This is a genomic window from Kineosporiaceae bacterium SCSIO 59966, assembly GCA_020881835.1.
GTDB lineage: Bacteria > Actinomycetota > Actinomycetes > Actinomycetales > SCSIO-59966 > SCSIO-59966.
Genome location: CP052876.1, coordinates 692,837 through 708,263 on the forward strand (window position 1 = coordinate 692,837; position 15,427 = coordinate 708,263).

The 15,427-nt window shown below is 75.5% G+C and carries 12 protein-coding genes; 6 read left to right on the forward strand and 6 right to left on the reverse strand.

Features of this window, described 5'->3' with window-relative positions:
* The first annotated feature begins 34 nt into the window (after positions 1 to 34).
* Genes HJG43_03425 through HJG43_03440 form a run of 4 tightly spaced genes read left to right on the forward strand, consistent with a single transcriptional unit; the run spans position 35 to position 4,557 of the window.
* Positions 35 to 1,930 carry a glycosyltransferase family 2 protein gene (locus HJG43_03425; GenBank protein UER53767.1) on the forward strand — a complete coding sequence of 632 codons (1,896 nt, stop codon included), beginning with the start codon at positions 35 to 37 and terminating at the stop codon, positions 1,928 to 1,930.
* Position 1,931: 1 nt separating this feature from the next.
* Positions 1,932 to 2,954: a glycosyltransferase family 2 protein gene (locus HJG43_03430; GenBank protein UER53768.1), complete on the forward strand. Its 1,023-nt coding sequence runs from the start codon at positions 1,932 to 1,934 to the stop codon at positions 2,952 to 2,954.
* A 47-nt stretch (positions 2,955 to 3,001) separates the two neighbouring features.
* Positions 3,002 to 4,030 carry a UDP-N-acetylglucosamine--LPS N-acetylglucosamine transferase gene (locus HJG43_03435; GenBank protein UER55664.1) on the forward strand — a complete coding sequence of 343 codons (1,029 nt, stop codon included), beginning with the start codon at positions 3,002 to 3,004 and terminating at the stop codon, positions 4,028 to 4,030.
* Positions 4,027 to 4,557 (forward strand): hypothetical protein, encoded by a 531-nt coding sequence (locus tag HJG43_03440; GenBank protein UER53769.1) that lies wholly within the window; start codon positions 4,027 to 4,029, stop codon positions 4,555 to 4,557. The genes HJG43_03435 and HJG43_03440 overlap by 4 nt, the downstream gene beginning before the upstream one ends.
* Positions 4,558 to 4,588: 31 nt before the next feature.
* Here HJG43_03440 and rfbA read toward each other — a convergent pair whose 3' ends face one another.
* Genes rfbA through HJG43_03470 form a run of 6 tightly spaced genes read right to left on the reverse strand, consistent with a single transcriptional unit; the run spans position 4,589 to position 10,074 of the window.
* The gene (gene rfbA, locus HJG43_03445) at positions 4,589 to 5,464 is read right to left on the reverse strand and encodes a glucose-1-phosphate thymidylyltransferase RfbA (GenBank protein ID UER53770.1); all 876 of its coding nucleotides are present in this window, start codon (positions 5,462 to 5,464) and stop codon (positions 4,589 to 4,591) included.
* A gap of 11 nt (positions 5,465 to 5,475) precedes the next feature.
* Complete coding sequence (gene rfbC, locus HJG43_03450; GenBank protein ID UER53771.1) at positions 5,476 to 6,090, reverse strand: dTDP-4-dehydrorhamnose 3,5-epimerase; 615 nt, start codon at positions 6,088 to 6,090, stop codon at positions 5,476 to 5,478.
* A 10-nt stretch (positions 6,091 to 6,100) separates the two neighbouring features.
* Positions 6,101 to 7,213, reverse strand: coding sequence for a glycosyltransferase (locus HJG43_03455; protein ID UER55665.1), 1,113 nt, complete (start codon positions 7,211 to 7,213; stop codon positions 6,101 to 6,103).
* 5 nt (positions 7,214 to 7,218) lie between these two features.
* Positions 7,219 to 7,971 carry an ABC transporter ATP-binding protein gene (locus tag HJG43_03460; protein ID UER53772.1) on the reverse strand — a complete coding sequence of 251 codons (753 nt, stop codon included), beginning with the start codon at positions 7,969 to 7,971 and terminating at the stop codon, positions 7,219 to 7,221.
* Positions 7,958 to 8,821, reverse strand: a complete 864-nt coding sequence (locus HJG43_03465) for an ABC transporter permease (protein ID UER53773.1) — start codon at positions 8,819 to 8,821, stop codon at positions 7,958 to 7,960. Before HJG43_03465 ends, HJG43_03460 begins: the two co-directional genes overlap by 14 nt.
* Positions 8,818 to 10,074: a nucleotide sugar dehydrogenase gene (locus HJG43_03470; GenBank protein ID UER53774.1), complete on the reverse strand. Its 1,257-nt coding sequence runs from the start codon at positions 10,072 to 10,074 to the stop codon at positions 8,818 to 8,820. Before HJG43_03470 ends, HJG43_03465 begins: the two co-directional genes overlap by 4 nt.
* Positions 10,075 to 10,166: 92 nt before the next feature.
* Between HJG43_03470 and HJG43_03475 the strand changes: the two genes are divergently transcribed.
* Entirely contained in the window at positions 10,167 to 12,260 is a 2,094-nt protein-coding gene (locus tag HJG43_03475; GenBank protein ID UER53775.1) for a glycosyltransferase, read from the forward strand.
* Positions 12,257 to 15,427 (forward strand): glycosyltransferase, encoded by a 3,171-nt coding sequence (locus HJG43_03480; protein UER53776.1) that lies wholly within the window; start codon positions 12,257 to 12,259, stop codon positions 15,425 to 15,427. Before HJG43_03475 ends, HJG43_03480 begins: the two co-directional genes overlap by 4 nt.

A 15,427-nucleotide genomic window follows, 5' to 3' on the forward strand; every position in this document is an offset into this window, starting at 1 on the left:
GCTCATCCTGCTCGGCACGGACGACGTCGCGGCCGTGCGGGACCTGGCCGGGCTGCCGGTGGACCAGTGGCTCCGGCGCGAGCGCGCCGACCTGCTCGCCGCCACCGACGACGCCCTCACCGAAGACCACCGGTGGCTCGTACTCGCGGTCCCGTCGGTCGCCGAGCTGCGGCGGAGCCTGCCGCTGCTGCGCCGCCTGGGCCGGGTCCGGCGGCTCGTCGTCACCGTCACCGCCACGTCGGTCCCCGAGCTGCTGAGCATCCCCCCCGCCCTGGCCGGCTCCCTGCTCGGCCGCGGCGACGTCCGGCTGGTTCGCGGCGGAGCCGGCGGGGCCGTGGCAGAGATGCGCAGCCGCACCACCGTCCCGGTCCACACGCTCGTCCACCTGCTGCTCAGCGGCCCGGGTGAGCGCGGGGTCGGGTCCGCACCCGCGCCGCTGCGGATCGGGGTCACCTCGCCCTCCGCGCTGCCGTGGGTCGCCGGGACCGCCCGCAGCACGCTGCTCGGAGGCCAGGACGCGGCCCAGGAGCCGGACGGCCCGCCCGCCCTCGACGTCCCTGCCCTCGACGTCCCCGTCCTCGACGTCGTCGCCGGCGACGCCCCCCGGCCCGGCCTGCCCTGGCTGGACACCCGCGGCACCCCCTCGTGGTCCGCCGCCCCGCCCACCTGGCAGGAGATCGCCCTGCACCGCCGCCCGGAGCCGGTGAGCGACCGCTGGCAGCTGCCGCCGGTCGACGCGGCCACGGTGTCCCCGCTGGGATTCCAGGCCGACCCGGACGGCGCCGCGCTCCGGCTCGTCCGCCGGCGCGCCACCGGCCCGCACGCCTCGCTGGCCGTCGACGCGGCGGGCACCGTCGTCTCCCGCCTCGACCCGGTCGCCGGGATCGGGGAGGCGGACGTCGACGCGCTGCGGCCCTACACCCACGTCGTCGCGGACGCCGAGGGCGCCGGCGGACCGGTCCACCTCGCCGTCATCGTCGCCCACCTGCTCGTCGCCGGCGTCCCGGTCGTGGCCCCCGGCCTGCCCGCCGCGACCCGGCGGCTGCTCGGCCCGGTCGCCCGCCACCTGACCACTCTCAGCGACCCCGGCGACCTGCTCGCCCGGGAGGCGTGGTCCGTCACGGTCCGGCGTGAGGCGCTGCAGACCCTCACCGTCGCAGCCGCCTGGGAGCGGCACGGCCACCGCCTCGGGCTGCCCGCCGCTCGCCCCCCGACCGTCAGCGTGCTCCTGGCCACCCGGCGGCCGGACCGGCTCGGGTGGGCGCTGCGCCAGGTGGCTGCGCAGACGTGGCCCGAGGTCGAGGTCGTCGTCGTCCTGCACGGGTTCACCCGGCAGCACCCGGACGCCGCGGCGGCGCTGGCCGTCTTCGACCGCCCGCACGTCGTCCTGGAGGTCGGCGGCGACGTGCTGTTCGGTGACGCGCTGCAGGCCGGCACCGAGCGGTGCTCCGGCCGGTTCGTCTCGAAGATGGACGACGACGACTGGTACGGCCCGGACCACCTCACCGACCAGGTGCTGGCGATGGGCTACTCCGGGGCGACCGTCGTCGGGGCCAAGGAGTACTTCACCTACCTGCAGGGCCGGGACCTCACCGTCCGGCGCCGCAGCACCGGCCGGATCCGGTACACCCAGCGGGTCGCCGGCGGCACCCTGTGCATCCGCCGGGACGCGCTCGCCGAGGTCGGCGGGTGGGCGCGGGTGCCCCGGGCCGTCGACCGGTTCCTGCTGGCGGCGGTCCGCGCCGCCGGCGGGCTGATCCACTCGACTCACGGCCTCGGCTACTGCCTGTACCGGGGCACGGACCACACCTGGGCCGCCGCCGACGAGCACTTCCTGCGCAGCGCGACCGACACCTGGTCCGGCCTGCGGCTGCCGCCGGCGATCCCCACCGGTGCCACGGCGCCGGACTCCACTAGCGTGACGGCCTGATATGTCCCGGCTCAGGTCTGACGAACGCGCCACCGCGCCGTGGCCGGGGGTGTCGGTCGTCGTCCCGGTCCGCAACGAGGAGCGGCACCTGCGCGGGGCGGTGGCCCAGATCCTCGCCCAGGAGTACCCCGGCGAGCTCGAGGTCGTCCTCGCCGTCGGCCCCTCCCGGGACCGGACCCGCGCCATCGCCGAGGAGATCTGCGCCGAGACCGAGCACGTGCGGGTCGTCGACAACCCGACCGGGCGGACCCCGGCCGCCCTCAACGCCGCCATCGCCGCGACCACCCAGCCCGTCGTCGTCCGGGTCGACGGGCACGGGCTGCTGCCGCCCGGCTACGTGCGCACCGCCGTCGAGGTGCTCCAGCGGACCGGCGCCGACAACGTCGGTGGGATCATGGCCCCGGAGGGCACCACCCCCTTCGAGCAGGCCGTCGCGGTGGCGATGAGCAGCCCGATCGGTATCGGCGGGGCGCGGTTCCACGTCGGCGGCCAGGAAGGGCCGGTCGAGTCGGTCTACCTCGGCGTGTTTCGCCGGGAGGTGCTCGAGCGGCTCGGCGGGTTCGACGAGTCGTTCGTCCGCGCGCAGGACTGGGAGCTCAACCACCGCATCCGGCAGGCCGGCGGCACCGTGTGGTTCACCCCCGAGCTGCGGGTCACCTACCGGCCGCGGTCGTCGGTGCGCGCGCTGGCCGAGCAGTTCTTCCGCACCGGGCAGTGGCGGCGGCAGGTCATGACCCGCTACCCCGACACCGCCAACCTGCGCTACCTCACCCCGCCGGTGACGACCGCGCTCGTCGCCGTCGGCACGGCGGCCGGCGTGGCCGGCGGGCTGACCGGACGGCGCGGGGCCCGGCTCGGGCTGGTCATGCCCGCCGGGTACGCCGTCACCGTGCTCGGCGCCACCGCCGTCGAGGGCCGCGGGCTCCCGGCGCGGGCCCGGGCCTGGCTGCCCGTCGTGCTGGCCACCATGCACCTGAGCTGGGGGGCCGGCTTCCTCGTCGGGCTGCGCCGGCGGCAGCCGTGAGCGGCCACGGCCCGCGGGTGCTGCTCGTCAGCTCCAACGGCGCCGGGATGGGCCACCTCACCCGCTTGGTCGCGATGGCCCGCCGCCGCAGCCCGGGCACCGACGTCCACCTGCTGTCGATGTCGCAGGCGGTGCCGGTGGCCGCCGGCGGGCTGCCGTGGACGTACGTGCCGTCCGCCGGGGACCTCGGCATCGGCTCCCGGCGCTGGAACACCCTGCTGCTGCGGCGGCTGCGCGCCGAGCTGGACCGGCTGCGGCCCGACGTCGTCGTCTTCGACGGGGCCTACCCGTACTCCGGCGTCCTGGACGCCGTCGCCGAGCGACGGGGCGTGCGGCTGGTGTGGTCCCGCCGGGGGATGTGGAAGCCCGGCCAGGGGGCGGCGCAGCTGGCCCGCTGCGCCGGCGCCGTCGACCTCGTCGTCCAGCCCGGGGAGGTGGCCGCCGCCGCCGACCGGGGCCTGACCGCGGGCCGGGGCGACGCGCTCGTCGTCCGGCCGGTCACCCTGCTCGACGAGCCGGACCTCCTTGATCGCGCCGCCGCCCGGCGCGCGCTCGGGCTCGACCCGGACCGGCCGGTGGTGCTCGTCAGCCTCGGCGCCGGCAACCTCGCCGACGTCACCACCGACCGGGGCGCGGTGCTCGCGGCCCTGCGCGACCACGACGTCCAGGTGGCCGTCACCCAGCCGGCGATCGCCGGGACGGCGGCGGTGCTCGACGCCGGGGCGGTGCCGGTGGCGGTGTACCCGGTGAGCCGCTACCTGCGGGCGGTGGACGCCGCCGTCGTCACCGCGGGGTACAACTCGTTCCACGAGTCCGTGGCGTTCGCGGTGCCCTCGGCGTTCGTCGCGAACACCACCCAGCTCGACGACCAGGAGGCCCGGGCGGCGTGGGCGGCCGGCGCCGGTGCGGGGCTGCACCTGGACCTGAGCGGCGACGTCGCCGGGACGGTCGCCCGGCTCGTCGACCCGGAGGAGCAGGCCCGGCTCGCCGCCGCCTGCCGGGCCGTGTGGCCCGGCAACGGGGCCGCAGAGGCCATGGCGGCGGTGGAACGAGTCGCGGGCGGTGGGGCGTCGTGACGCTGTGGCGCCGGGTGACCGGGCCGGGGTCGCCGCTGCGGGCGGCCGCCGCCCGGGTCGTCGACCACGTCGTCGTCCCGGTCGCCGGCGGGCCGCCGCCCGGGCTGCGCCGCGGCCGGGACCTGCCGCGCGGCGGCGGCGGACCGGTGGCGGTCGTCGTCCTCGTCGGGGCGGACCCCGACGTCTGCGACGCCCTGCTGGGGCGGCTGCGCGCCGTCCAGACGGGGCCCGGCGGCGAGGCGCTGACCCCGGTGGTCGTGGCCGACCCGGCGCTGTGGCCGCGGGTGCGGCAGGCCGGCTACGTCGTCGAGCACCTGCCCGCCGAGCCCGACCGGCGCCGCCACCAGCTCCTCGAGCTGCGCCGCACCTACGACACCGACACCGTGCTCGTCGTCGCCGGCCCCGCCGCCGTCCAGGCCCTCGACGCCCCGCTGCTGCTCGGGGCCGTGGCCCCTCGACGTCCCCGCCCCGGCGCCGTCCGGCGGCTCATGCGCCGCCTCGAGGCCCGCTTCGACCCGCACCCCTGACCACGTCGTGCCCGCACGACGCGGGGTGGCCTCACGGACGGCGGGGGTCGTCGAGGAGCCGCAGCAGGTACTCGCCGTAGCCGCTCTTGCGCAACGGCTCGGCGACCCGGGCGAGCTGCTCGTCGTCGATCCAGCCCTCACGCCAGGCGATCTCCTCGACGCAGCCGATCTTGAAGCCCTGTCGCGCCTCGATGACCTCGACGAACTCGGCGGCCTGCATCATCGCCGTGAACGTGCCGGTGTCCAGCCAGGCGGTGCCGCGCTCGAGCACGGTGACCGAGAGCCGGCCGCGCCGCAGGTAGGCGTCGTTGACCGACGTGATCTCGAGCTCGCCGCGGGCGCTGGGCGTCACGGAGCGGGCGATCTCCACGACGTCGTTGTCGTAGAAGTACAGTCCCGGGACGGCGAAGTTGCTGCGCGGCCGCTGCGGCTTCTCCTCGATGGAGCGCACCCGGCCGTCGGCGTCGAAGTCGACGACGCCGTAGGCCGTCGGGTTCGCGACGTGGTAGGCGAAGATGTGACCGCCGTCGACGTCGGTGTTCTGCTTCAGCGCCGTGCCGAGCCCGGTGCCGTGGAAGATGTTGTCCCCCAGGACGAGTGCGACCTTCTCCGCGCCGATGAAGTCCGCCCCGATGAGGAAGGCCTGGGCCAGCCCCTCGGGCCGCGGCTGGGTGGCGTACTGCAGCTCGATGCCGAGGTCGGAGCCGTCACCGAGCAGCCGCTGGAAGGAGCTGCTGTCCTCCGGGGTGGTGATGACGAGGACCTCCCGGATGCCGGCCATCATCAACGTCGACAGCGGGTAGTAGATCATCGGCTTGTCGTACACCGGCATCAGCTGCTTGCTGACGCCCTTGGTGATCGGGTACAGCCGGGTCCCGGAGCCTCCGGCGAGGATGATGCCGCGCATGGGCGGACAGCCTAGGGGCGCCCGCCGGAGGCCCGGAGTGCGGCGTAGAGGTCCCGGCACGCCTGCCACGACGGCAGCAGTCCCCGCTCCCGCGCCTCCGCCAGCGTCGGCGCCTGCGCGTCCTTGGGCGACAGCCGCGGCTCGACGTCGTCCGGCCAGGCGATGCCGAGCGCCGCATCGAGCGCGTTCACCTCGTGCTCGCGGCCGGGGGAGTACACCGTCGAGCACAGGTAGCTGACCGTCGCGTCGTCCTCGAGGGCGAGGAACGCGTGCCCCAGCCCCTCGGCGACGTACACCGCGCGCCGCTCGACGGTGTCCAGGCGCACCGCGTCCCACGCCCCGAAGGTGGGCGAGCCGACCCGCAGGTCGACGACGACGTCGAGGACGGCGCCCCGGGTGCAGGTGACGTACTTGGCCTGGCTCGGCGGGACGTCGGCGTAGTGGATGCCGCGCAGCACCCCGCGCGACGACACCGACGTGTTCGCCTGGGCCAGGTGCAGCGGGTGGCCGACCGCCTCCGCCAGCGGCTCGAACCGGTACCACTCGAGGAACGTCCCCCGGTCGTCACGGTGCTGGCGTGGGGTGACCTCGAAGGCGTCGGGGACGGCGAGCTCGCGGATCTGCACGGCGGGCAGGCTAGCGACGCCGGCGGTGGGCCGCGGCCCAGCCCTGCAGGACGGCGAGGAACCGCCGGGCGTCCAGCGCCCAGTCCAGGTGCCCCTGCGCGTACCGGCGCCCGGCCGCCCCCAGCCGGAGGCGCCGGTCGGGGTCGGCGACCAGCGCCCGGACGGCGTCCGCGGCTGCGGCATGGTCCTCGAACGGGACGACGACCCCGGCGCCCGCGGCCTCGACGAGCTCGCGCGAGCTGGGGTTCGGGGTGGTGACGACCGGCAGCCCGTGCGCCAGGTACTCCATCACCTTCGTCGGCCGCGAGTGGGCGTAGTTCGGCTCGTCGTGCAGCAGCGACAGCCCGGCGGCCGCCCCGTCGAGCAGGGCGAGCGCCCGGTCGTTCGGGACGAACCCGTGCCAGCGGACCTCACCGCGGTCGGCGGCGGCGCGCACGGCGTCCGCGACGTCCCGGTCGGCGTTGCCGATCATCTCGACGACGACGTCGGGGGCGAGGCGGCGGCCGACCTCGAGGAGGTCGAGCGCCCCGCGCGCCCGGGTGAGCCGGCCGAGGTAGACCACCCGGTCCTCGCCCGGCGGGGACGGCTCGCGGGCCGGGACCCGCACCGAGTTCGGCACGACGGGGTGGGCCCGGGTGAACCGGACGGCGTACCCCTCCTCGGCGAGCAGCAGGTGCACCCGCCGCTCCGCCCACCGCTCCACCGCCCGGACGGCGGCCGCGGTGACCCGGCGCAGGGCCGGCGGCAGCCACCCCTTGAGCCCGAGCGCGGCCGCGGTGTCCTCGTGCACGTCCCACACCACCGCGGGGCCGTCCCGCCAGCGCCGCCGGCGGCGGCCGGCGACGGCGAGCAGCAGCTCGGGGTCGTGCAGCAGGACGACGTCAGCGTCGCGCCAGGCGCTCGTCACCAGCCGGCGGGCGGCGGTGAGCGCCCGCAGCCGGCGCCGGCCGACGGCACGCGGCAGGTCGACGCCTCTGACGCCGGGGGGTGGGGTGCGGCCGTAGCCGGAGAACGGGGCGGCGTAGACGACGTCGTGGCCGGCGTCGAGCAGGGCGGGCAGCTGCCGGTGGCGGATCCGCGCGTCCTCCGGGTCGTGGACGACGGTGACGACGAGGACCCGCAGGGCGGTCACGAGGTCACGTGGTTCCAGTACGCGGTCACGACCTCCTCGGTCGGCCCGTCCATCCGCAGCTCGCCCCGCTCCACCCACAGCGTGCGGTTGCACGTCTCCTTGATGGTGCGCATCGAGTGGCTGACGAGAAAGACGGTCCCCGCGGCGTCGCGAAGCTCCTTGATCCGCTTCTCGCTGCGCCGCTTGAACGTTGCGTCGCCGACGGCGAGCGCCTCGTCGATGAGCAGCACCCGGTGGGTCACGGACGCGGCGATGGCGAACCGCAGCCGGGCGCTCATCCCGGAGGAGTACGTGCGCATCGGCAGGTCCATGAAGTCGCCGAGACCGGCGAAGTCGACGATCTCGTCGTAGCGGCGGCGGACCTCCTCGGGCGTCATGCCGAGCGCGAGCCCGCCGAGGATGACGTTCCGCTCGCCGGACAGGTCGTTGATGAGGGCGGCGTTGACGCCGAGCAGCGCCGGGTCGCCGTCGGCGTAGATGGCCCCGCTGGTCGGGACGGTGAGCCCGGCGATGGCGCGCATCAGGGTGCTCTTGCCGGAGCCGTTCGTGCCGACGACGCCGATCGCGTCGCCCTCGTGGGCGACGAAGGAGATGTTGCGCAGCGCTGGGACGGCGCGCGAGCGGCGCACCGCCGGGCGGCGGCGCAGCAGCGACCGGCCGTCCTGCTCCCGCTTGCCGGTGGCGAACACCCGGTAGGTGACGCTGACGTCGTCCGCGACGACGGTCGGACGGGGCTCACTCGCGGCCATAGCGCTCCTCCGCCCGCCAGAAGAACAGGAACCCGGCGACGGCGAGCCCGACCCCCCAGGCGAGACCCACCAGCCAGGACCCTGGGGAGGCCGGCAGGTCGGTGATGAAGGCGCCACGGACCAGGCTGATGTACACGTACACCGGGTTGGCGGTGAGCACGGTCAGCAGCGGCCCCTCCTCGATGACCCGCTCGATCGCGTAGAAGATCCCGCTGATGTAGAACATCACCCGGGTGACGAACGGCAGCAGCTGCGCGATGTCCCGGACGTGGACGGTCAGCCGGCCGGTGAGGAACGCGACGCCGAGGTTGAACATCGCCATGAGTAACAGGGCGGCGGGTACCTGCAGCCACGTCCAGCGCACGGGCTCCCCGGTGGCGACGACGAGGACGGCGAGCACCACCATCATCGGCCCCAGTGCGTAGGCCCGTTGCAGGACGACCGCGACCGGCAGCAGGGCCCGCGGGAAGTGCAGGGACCGCACGAGCCCGAGGTTGCCGGTGATCGACTTCGCGCCGTCGCTCAGCGAGGACGAGAAGAACTGGAACACGAAGATCCCGGTGACGAGGAACGGGACGAAGTTGTCCGGCCGGGTGCTGCTGGGTAGCAGGACCCCGAAGATGAGCCCGTAGACGACCGCGTTGATGAGCGGCCTGATGACCACCCAGGCGATGCCGAGCCGGTCCTGCTCGTTCTCGGCGCGGAACCGGCTGCGGGACAGCTCGATGGTGAAGTGCCGTCGCCGCCACAGCTGGTGGAGGTACCGACCGAGTGACGGCCGGCCGCCGAGACGACGCAGACCGTACCGCTCGACGATGGCGGTCGGGCCCTGCGACTGGTCGTCGGTCACAGACGTTCCACGGCCTCGCTGTCGGCGAGCACGCCTCGGGTGTCGAGCAGCAGCGGTGCCTCGGCCGCGATCGCCGCGAGGTCGTAGGAGGAGTGCACCTGCAGCAGGATGACGAGGTCGGCGGCTCGCAGCGCCTGCGGCAGGTCGGGTACCGACTGCAGCGGTTCGCCGGCCGGGTGCCAGGTCGCCACCTTCGGGTCGTGGTAGCTGACCTTCGCGCCGGCGTCGGCGAGCTGCTGGGCGAGCGGGACGGCGGGCGACTCGCGCTCGTCGGCGATGTCGGCCTTGTACGTCACGCCGAGCAGCAGCACCGAGGACCCGTTGAGCGGCTTGGCCACCGAGTTCAGCAGGTCCTGGGCGCGGCGGACGACGTACGCCGGCATCGTGTGGTTGATCTCCTGGGCGAGCTCGACGAACCGGAACGGGTAGCCCAGCTTCGCCCGGACCGTGTAGCTGAGGTAGTTCGGGTCGATGGGGATGCAGTGCCCGCCGACGCCGGGACCGGGGTAGAACGCCTGGAACCCGAACGGCTTGGTCCGGGCGCAGTCGATGACGTTCCACAGGTCGATGTCGAGCTCGTGGCAGAACCGGGCCATCTCGTTGACCAGGGCGATGTTGACGTGCCGGTAGGTGTTCTCCAGCAGCTTGGCCATCTCGGCCTCGCGGGTGCCGGCGGCGTGCACCACCTCGTCGCACAGGCGCCCGTAGAAGTCCGCCACCCGCTGGGTGCACGCCGGGGTGACCCCGCCGACGACCTTGGGGGTGTTGCGGAACCCGTACGTGGGGTTGCCCGGGTCGATCCGCTCGGGGGAGAACGCGAGGAAGAAGTCCTCGCCGACCCGCAGGCCGCCGGCCTCCAGCCGCGGACGCAGCAGGTCCTCGGTGGTGCCCGGGTAGGTCGTCGACTCCAGGACGACGAGGGTGCCGGGGGTGAGGTGGGCGGCGACCGTGTCGGTCGCGCCGAGGACGGCGCCGAGGTCCGGTCCGCCCTCCTCCGACAGCGGGGTCGGGACGCAGATGACGACGACGTCCGCGTCCGCGATGACGCCCGGGTCCGTCGTCGCGGAGAACCCGGCGGCCAGCATCGCGGCGATGTCGTCGTCGCTGAGGTCGTCGACGTGGGAGCGGCCCGCGTTGAGCCCCTCGACCACCCGCGTCGACAGGTCCAGGCCCGTCACCTCGAGCCCGGAGCGAGTGGCCTCCTGGGCCAGCGGCAGCCCGACGTACCCCAGTCCGACCACGACCAGCTTCACGGTGACTCCCTCGATGCGTGTGCCTGCCCGCCCGGGCCGGACGACGCTACAGGATGCCCTAGCCTGGCCCGGACCTGCCCGGGAGGTGCGCCGTGTCGCTGCCGGGGCCCTTGCGCCGGCCCGTCGAGATCCTCGCCTCCGTGGCGTACGTCGCCCGCGCCGGGGTGCTCGACCGGCCCTGGTACGAGCGGCAGACCGGGCGCCGGTTCGCCAGCGACAGCCTCGCCGCCGCCCACTACGTGCTGCGCGGCCGTCGCCGGGGACTGTCCCCGCACCCGCTGTTCGAGCCGGAGTGGTACGCCCCGCAGGCGTGGCGTGACGCCGGGGCCGACCCGCTCGCGCAGGCGCTGCGCCGGCGGCGCACCCCGAGCGGCTGGCACCCGCTCCTCGACGGCGACGCGTGGGCCGCGGCGCACCCGGACGCCGCCGCGCACCCGTACGGTCCCGCCGCCCACCTGGCCGCCACCGCCGAGCCGGGCACCCGGCTGCCGACCCCGGAGGACTGGCCCGGGCCCGACCCGACCTGGGGGGAGCTGCGGGCCCGGCTGCTCGCCGCGCTCGACCCGGAGCCGGCGACCGGCGACGTCGAGGAGGACCAGGCCCTGGCCGCGGCCTCGGACGTCGTGGCCGTCGTCGACTCCGGCGACGAGTGGTGGCCCACGTGGCGGTGCGTCACCGCCCTGCTCGCCGCCGATACCGGCCGGCGCCTCGACGTCGTCGTGCTCCGGACGCCGCGGGCACGCCGGGCCGTCCGGGTGCTGCTGGCCGCGCTGGAGACCGACCCGCGGGTGCGGGTGCGCACCCGGGCGCCCGCGCCGGACGGCCGGGTGCGGGTCGACGTCCCCGTCGAGGTCGAGGTCCTCGAGGGGTGGGACCGCTGCCTGCTGCCGGTCACCGGGGGCCGGGCGGACTCGGCCCAGCCGGTCGCCGTCCGCCGCGACGGGGCGGTCCGCTCCGCCGGCGCCTCCCGCCCTGGCGCCGAGGACCGGGCCGCCGTCCCGCTGTTCGTCGGCCTGCCGGCCGAGGACGCCCACCGGGCCGGGACCGAGGTGCCCGCCGCCGCCACCCCCGGCGTCCTCGTCCGCCGGCCCGGCCCGGGCACCATGCCGGCCACCATGCCGGATGCCACGTCGAATGGCGGCCGGCACGTCGTGCGCACCGACGCCGTCGTCCTCGACCACCGCGAGGACCTGCCGCCGCACCCGGCCCCCGTGCGCCCCGACCCGCCCCCCGGCGGGCTGCGCTGGGCGGTGCGCACCGCCGTGCCGGCCGGCCGCCGGTCCACCGCCTGGGGCGACCTGCACTTCGCCCGCGCGCTCGCCGCCGCCCTCGAGCGGCTCGGCCAGCACGCGGTCGTCGACCCGCTCGAGGCCGGCGGCGGCAAGCCCACCACCCACCTCGACGACGTGGCCCTCGTGCTGCGCGGGGTCCGCCGGCTGCCGCCGGTGCCGGGCGCCGTCAACGTGCTGTGGGTGATCAGCCACCCCGAGCTCGTCGCCGACGACGAGCTCGCCGACTTCGACGTCGTCCTGGCCGCCAGCCGCACCTGGGCCGAGGCGACGACGGCCCGTACCGGCGTCGAGGTCCTCCCGCTGCTGCAGGCCACCGACCCGACCCGGTTCCATCCCGGCGTCGCGCCGCCCGGCAGCGGGGACCCGGTGCTGTTCGTCGGCAACTCCCGCAACGTCGCCCGGCCGGTCGTCACCGACCTGCTCGCCGCCGGCGTCGACGTCGCCGTCCACGGGTCCCGCTGGGAACGGCTGCTGCCGCCCGGCGTCGTCCGCTCCACCCACGTGCCGAACGACCGGCTGCCGGCCGCCTACGCCAGCGCCGGCGTCGTGCTCAACGACCACTGGCCGGACATGCGGGCGCAGGGGTTCCTCTCGAACCGGCTGTTCGATGCCGCCGCCTGCGGCGCCCGCGTCGTCACCGACGACGTGCCGGACGTCGAGGAGCTGTTCGGCGGGCTGGTCCGCACGTTCACCGACCGGGACGGGCTGGTCCGTCTCGTCACCCGCGCCGCCGAGGAGTTCCCGGACGACGCCGAGCGGGCCCGGCTCGGCGTCCAGGTGGGTCGTCGGCACTCCTTCGACGCCCGGGCCCGTATCCTGCTCGACGCCGTGACCGCCCGCGGGCGGCTCGCCGCGTCCCCCGACCCCGATGCCGTTCCCGGAGAACACGCGTGAAGCAGCTCGCCCGCAAGGTCCTTCGCCGGGTGCGTCGGACGGCACCCGTGACGGCGGCCGTGGCCGCCGTGCGGCCCCGCCGGGCTGCGGCCGCGATCCGCGCCAGCGGGCTGTTCGACGAGGCGTGGTACCGCGAGCAGCTCGACGAGGAGCTCCCCGCAGGCACCGACCTGGTCGCCCACTACCTGCGCCACGGTGCGGCCGCCGGCCTGTCACCCCACCCGGCGTTCGTGCCCAGCTGGTACCTCGCCGAGCACCCGGCGCTGCGACGTGACGGTGTGGACCCGTTCTCGCACTACGTCCTGCGCGGCGCCCGCCGCGGTGACTCGCCGCACCCGCTGTTCGACGCCAAGCGCTACCTCAAGCGCCACCCGGCGGCCCGCGAGCACCCGGGAGGCCCGCTCGGGCACTACCTCGACACCGGGTGGCGTGAGGGCGCCGAGCCCCACGAGCTGTTCGACTCCGCGCAGTACCGGGCCGCGCACCCCGGCCTGGACTCCCCGCCGTTCCTGGACTGGGCCCGGCGCACCGCCCGGGTGTTCCGCGCCAACCGGGGATGGGCGGACTTCCCACGCACGGTCGGCTCGTTCGACGCGGCCGCCCACGCCGAGGAGCGCGCCGCGGCCGTCCGGGAGCTGCGGGCCACCGGTCGCCGTCCGCTGGTCACCGTCGTCGTCCCGACCAAGGACCGCTCGGCGAGCGTGCTCGAGGCGGTCCGCTCGGTGCAGGCGCAGACGTACGACGCCTGGCAGCTCGTCGTCGTCGACGACGGGTCCACCGACGACACCGAGGAGGTGCTCGCACCGGTCGTCGCGGCCGACGACCGGATCGAGTACCTGCGCCGACCCCGACCCGGCGGGGTGGCCGCCGCCCGCAACGCCGGGCTGGCCCGGGCCCGCGGGGAGTACGTGGCCTACCTCGACTCCGACAACACCTGGACCCCCGAGTTCCTCGAGACGGCCGTCGCCTACGCGGTCACCCGGCGGGCCCGTGTCGTCTACGGCGTCTCGGAGCTGCGCGAGTCCCCGGGTGGCCAGAACCGGGTCGCCTACCGCGGCGGGGTCGGACCGTTCAACGCCGAGGCGCTGCGCGAACGGAACTACATCGACTGCATCGTCCTCGTCCACGAACGGTCCCTGCTCGACGAGGTCGGCGGCTTCGACGAGTCCCTGCGCCGGATGGTCGACTGGGACCTGTTCATCCGGATGTCGTTCGTCACCGAGTTCGTCCCGGTCCCGGTCGTCGCCACCGTGTACGACCCGTGGGAGGACCGCGACGACCGGATCACGGTCAGTGAGCCGTGGGGCTTCCGGTTCGTGATCAAGTCGAAGTACTACCTGGACTGGCCGGCCGCCGAGCGCGCGGTGCCGGACCGCATCCCCGGCCTCACCTCGGTCGTCATTCACGTGCGCGGCGACGTCCCTGCCCTCGTCCGGGAGCTGCAGCGGCTCTACGCGGTCACCGACCACCCGTTCGAGGTGCTCCTCGTCGACACCGGTCGGGACGAGGGCGACGCCGTGCACCTGCAGCTGCTGCCGGACCGGTTCGAGAACCTGCGCGTCCTGCGCTACCCCGAGCCGTTGTCCCTCGAGGTCGCCACGAACCTCGGCATCGCGCAGTCCCGCGGCGAGTACGTCGTCGCGATGGTGGACGGCACGTGGGTGGACGAGGGCTGGCTCGAGCCGCTGGTCGCCCCGCTGGCGTCGCGGTCGGCGGCGATGGTGCAGCCCCGGGTGCTCACCGCCGCCGGCGTGGTCTGGAGCGTCGGGCTGGTGTTCTCCCGCCGCGGGCTGCCGCACCACGTCTTCCGCGGCCTGCCCGGCGACGGGCCCGAGGTCGCTCAGGACCAGGAGCGGGCCGCGCTCGCCCCGGTCGTCCTGGCGGCCCGGGCCGACGACCTCGTCGCCGTGCACGGCCTGGACCCGTTGCTCGTCAACGACCTCGACTCCGGGGACCTGTCCCTGCGGCTCGCCCGGCACACCGGGCGGCCGCTGCGCTACGCGGCGGCCAGCGTCGTCGCCGTCCCACCGACGCTGGCCCGCGCCAAGGGCGCGGCGGCCACGGCCCAGGCGCGCGACAACCGGGCGATCTTCCTCGACCGCTGGGCCGGTGAGCTGCCCCAGGACGACGTCGAGGTCTGGGGCGCGGCCGGCCTGCAGATCGTCGGCTACCAGAACGACCAGACCGTCGAGGCCTCGGACGCGAACACGTCGATGTTCGAGCCCATCGTGGTCCGGCACCGCGACCGTCCCCTGCGCTGGGCGATCAAGACCGGCGTGCCGACGCTCGGCCGGCGGCAGAGCTGGGGGGACTGGCACTTCGCGCTCGCGCTCAAGGAGAGCCTCGAGCGGCTCGGCCAGGAGGTCGTCCTGGACTGCAAGAAGGCCTGGCACCGCCCGAGCAGCCACCTCGACGACGTCGCGCTCGTGCTGCGCGGCGTCTCGGACTACGCGGTGAACCCGCAGCAGACCAACATCATGTGGATGATCAGCCACCCGGAGCGGGTGACCCCGCGGGAGGCCGCCACCTACGACGCGGTGTTCGCCGCCTCGATCTCCTTCGCCGAGCGCTTCACCGCCCGGCACGGGATCGCGGTCGAGCCGCTGCTGCAGTGCACCGACCCGGGGCGCTTCCACCCGGTCGAGCCGGACCCGGTGCGCCGCCACCGGCTGCTGTTCGTCGGCAACGCCCGCGGGGTCCGACCGGCCGTGCGCGCCGCGCTGGACGCCGGGCTCGTCCCGGACGTGTACGGCGTCCGGTGGGAGGGGCTGCTGCCGGACGGCGCGTGGCAAGGCCGGTACATCCCCAACGAGGAGCTCCCCGCGGTGTACGTCGCGGCCGGGGCGGTCCTCAACGACCACTGGGAGGACATGCAGCGCGAGGGGTTCCTGTCCAACCGCCTGTTCGACCTCGCCGCGTGCGGTGCCCGGGTCGTCAGCGACGAGGTCGACGGTCTGCACGACGTCTTCGGTGACGTCGTGCGCACCTTCGCCACCCCGCAGGACCTCGCCGACGCGGTGCACGCCCACTGGTCGGAGACGCCCGAGCAGGCCGAGCGCCGCATGGCGCTGTCCGAGACGGTCCGGGCCGAGCACAGCTTCGACGCCCGGGCCAGGACCCTGCTCGAGACCGTGCAGCGGGTGCGTGCCGCCGGCCCGAGGGCCTGA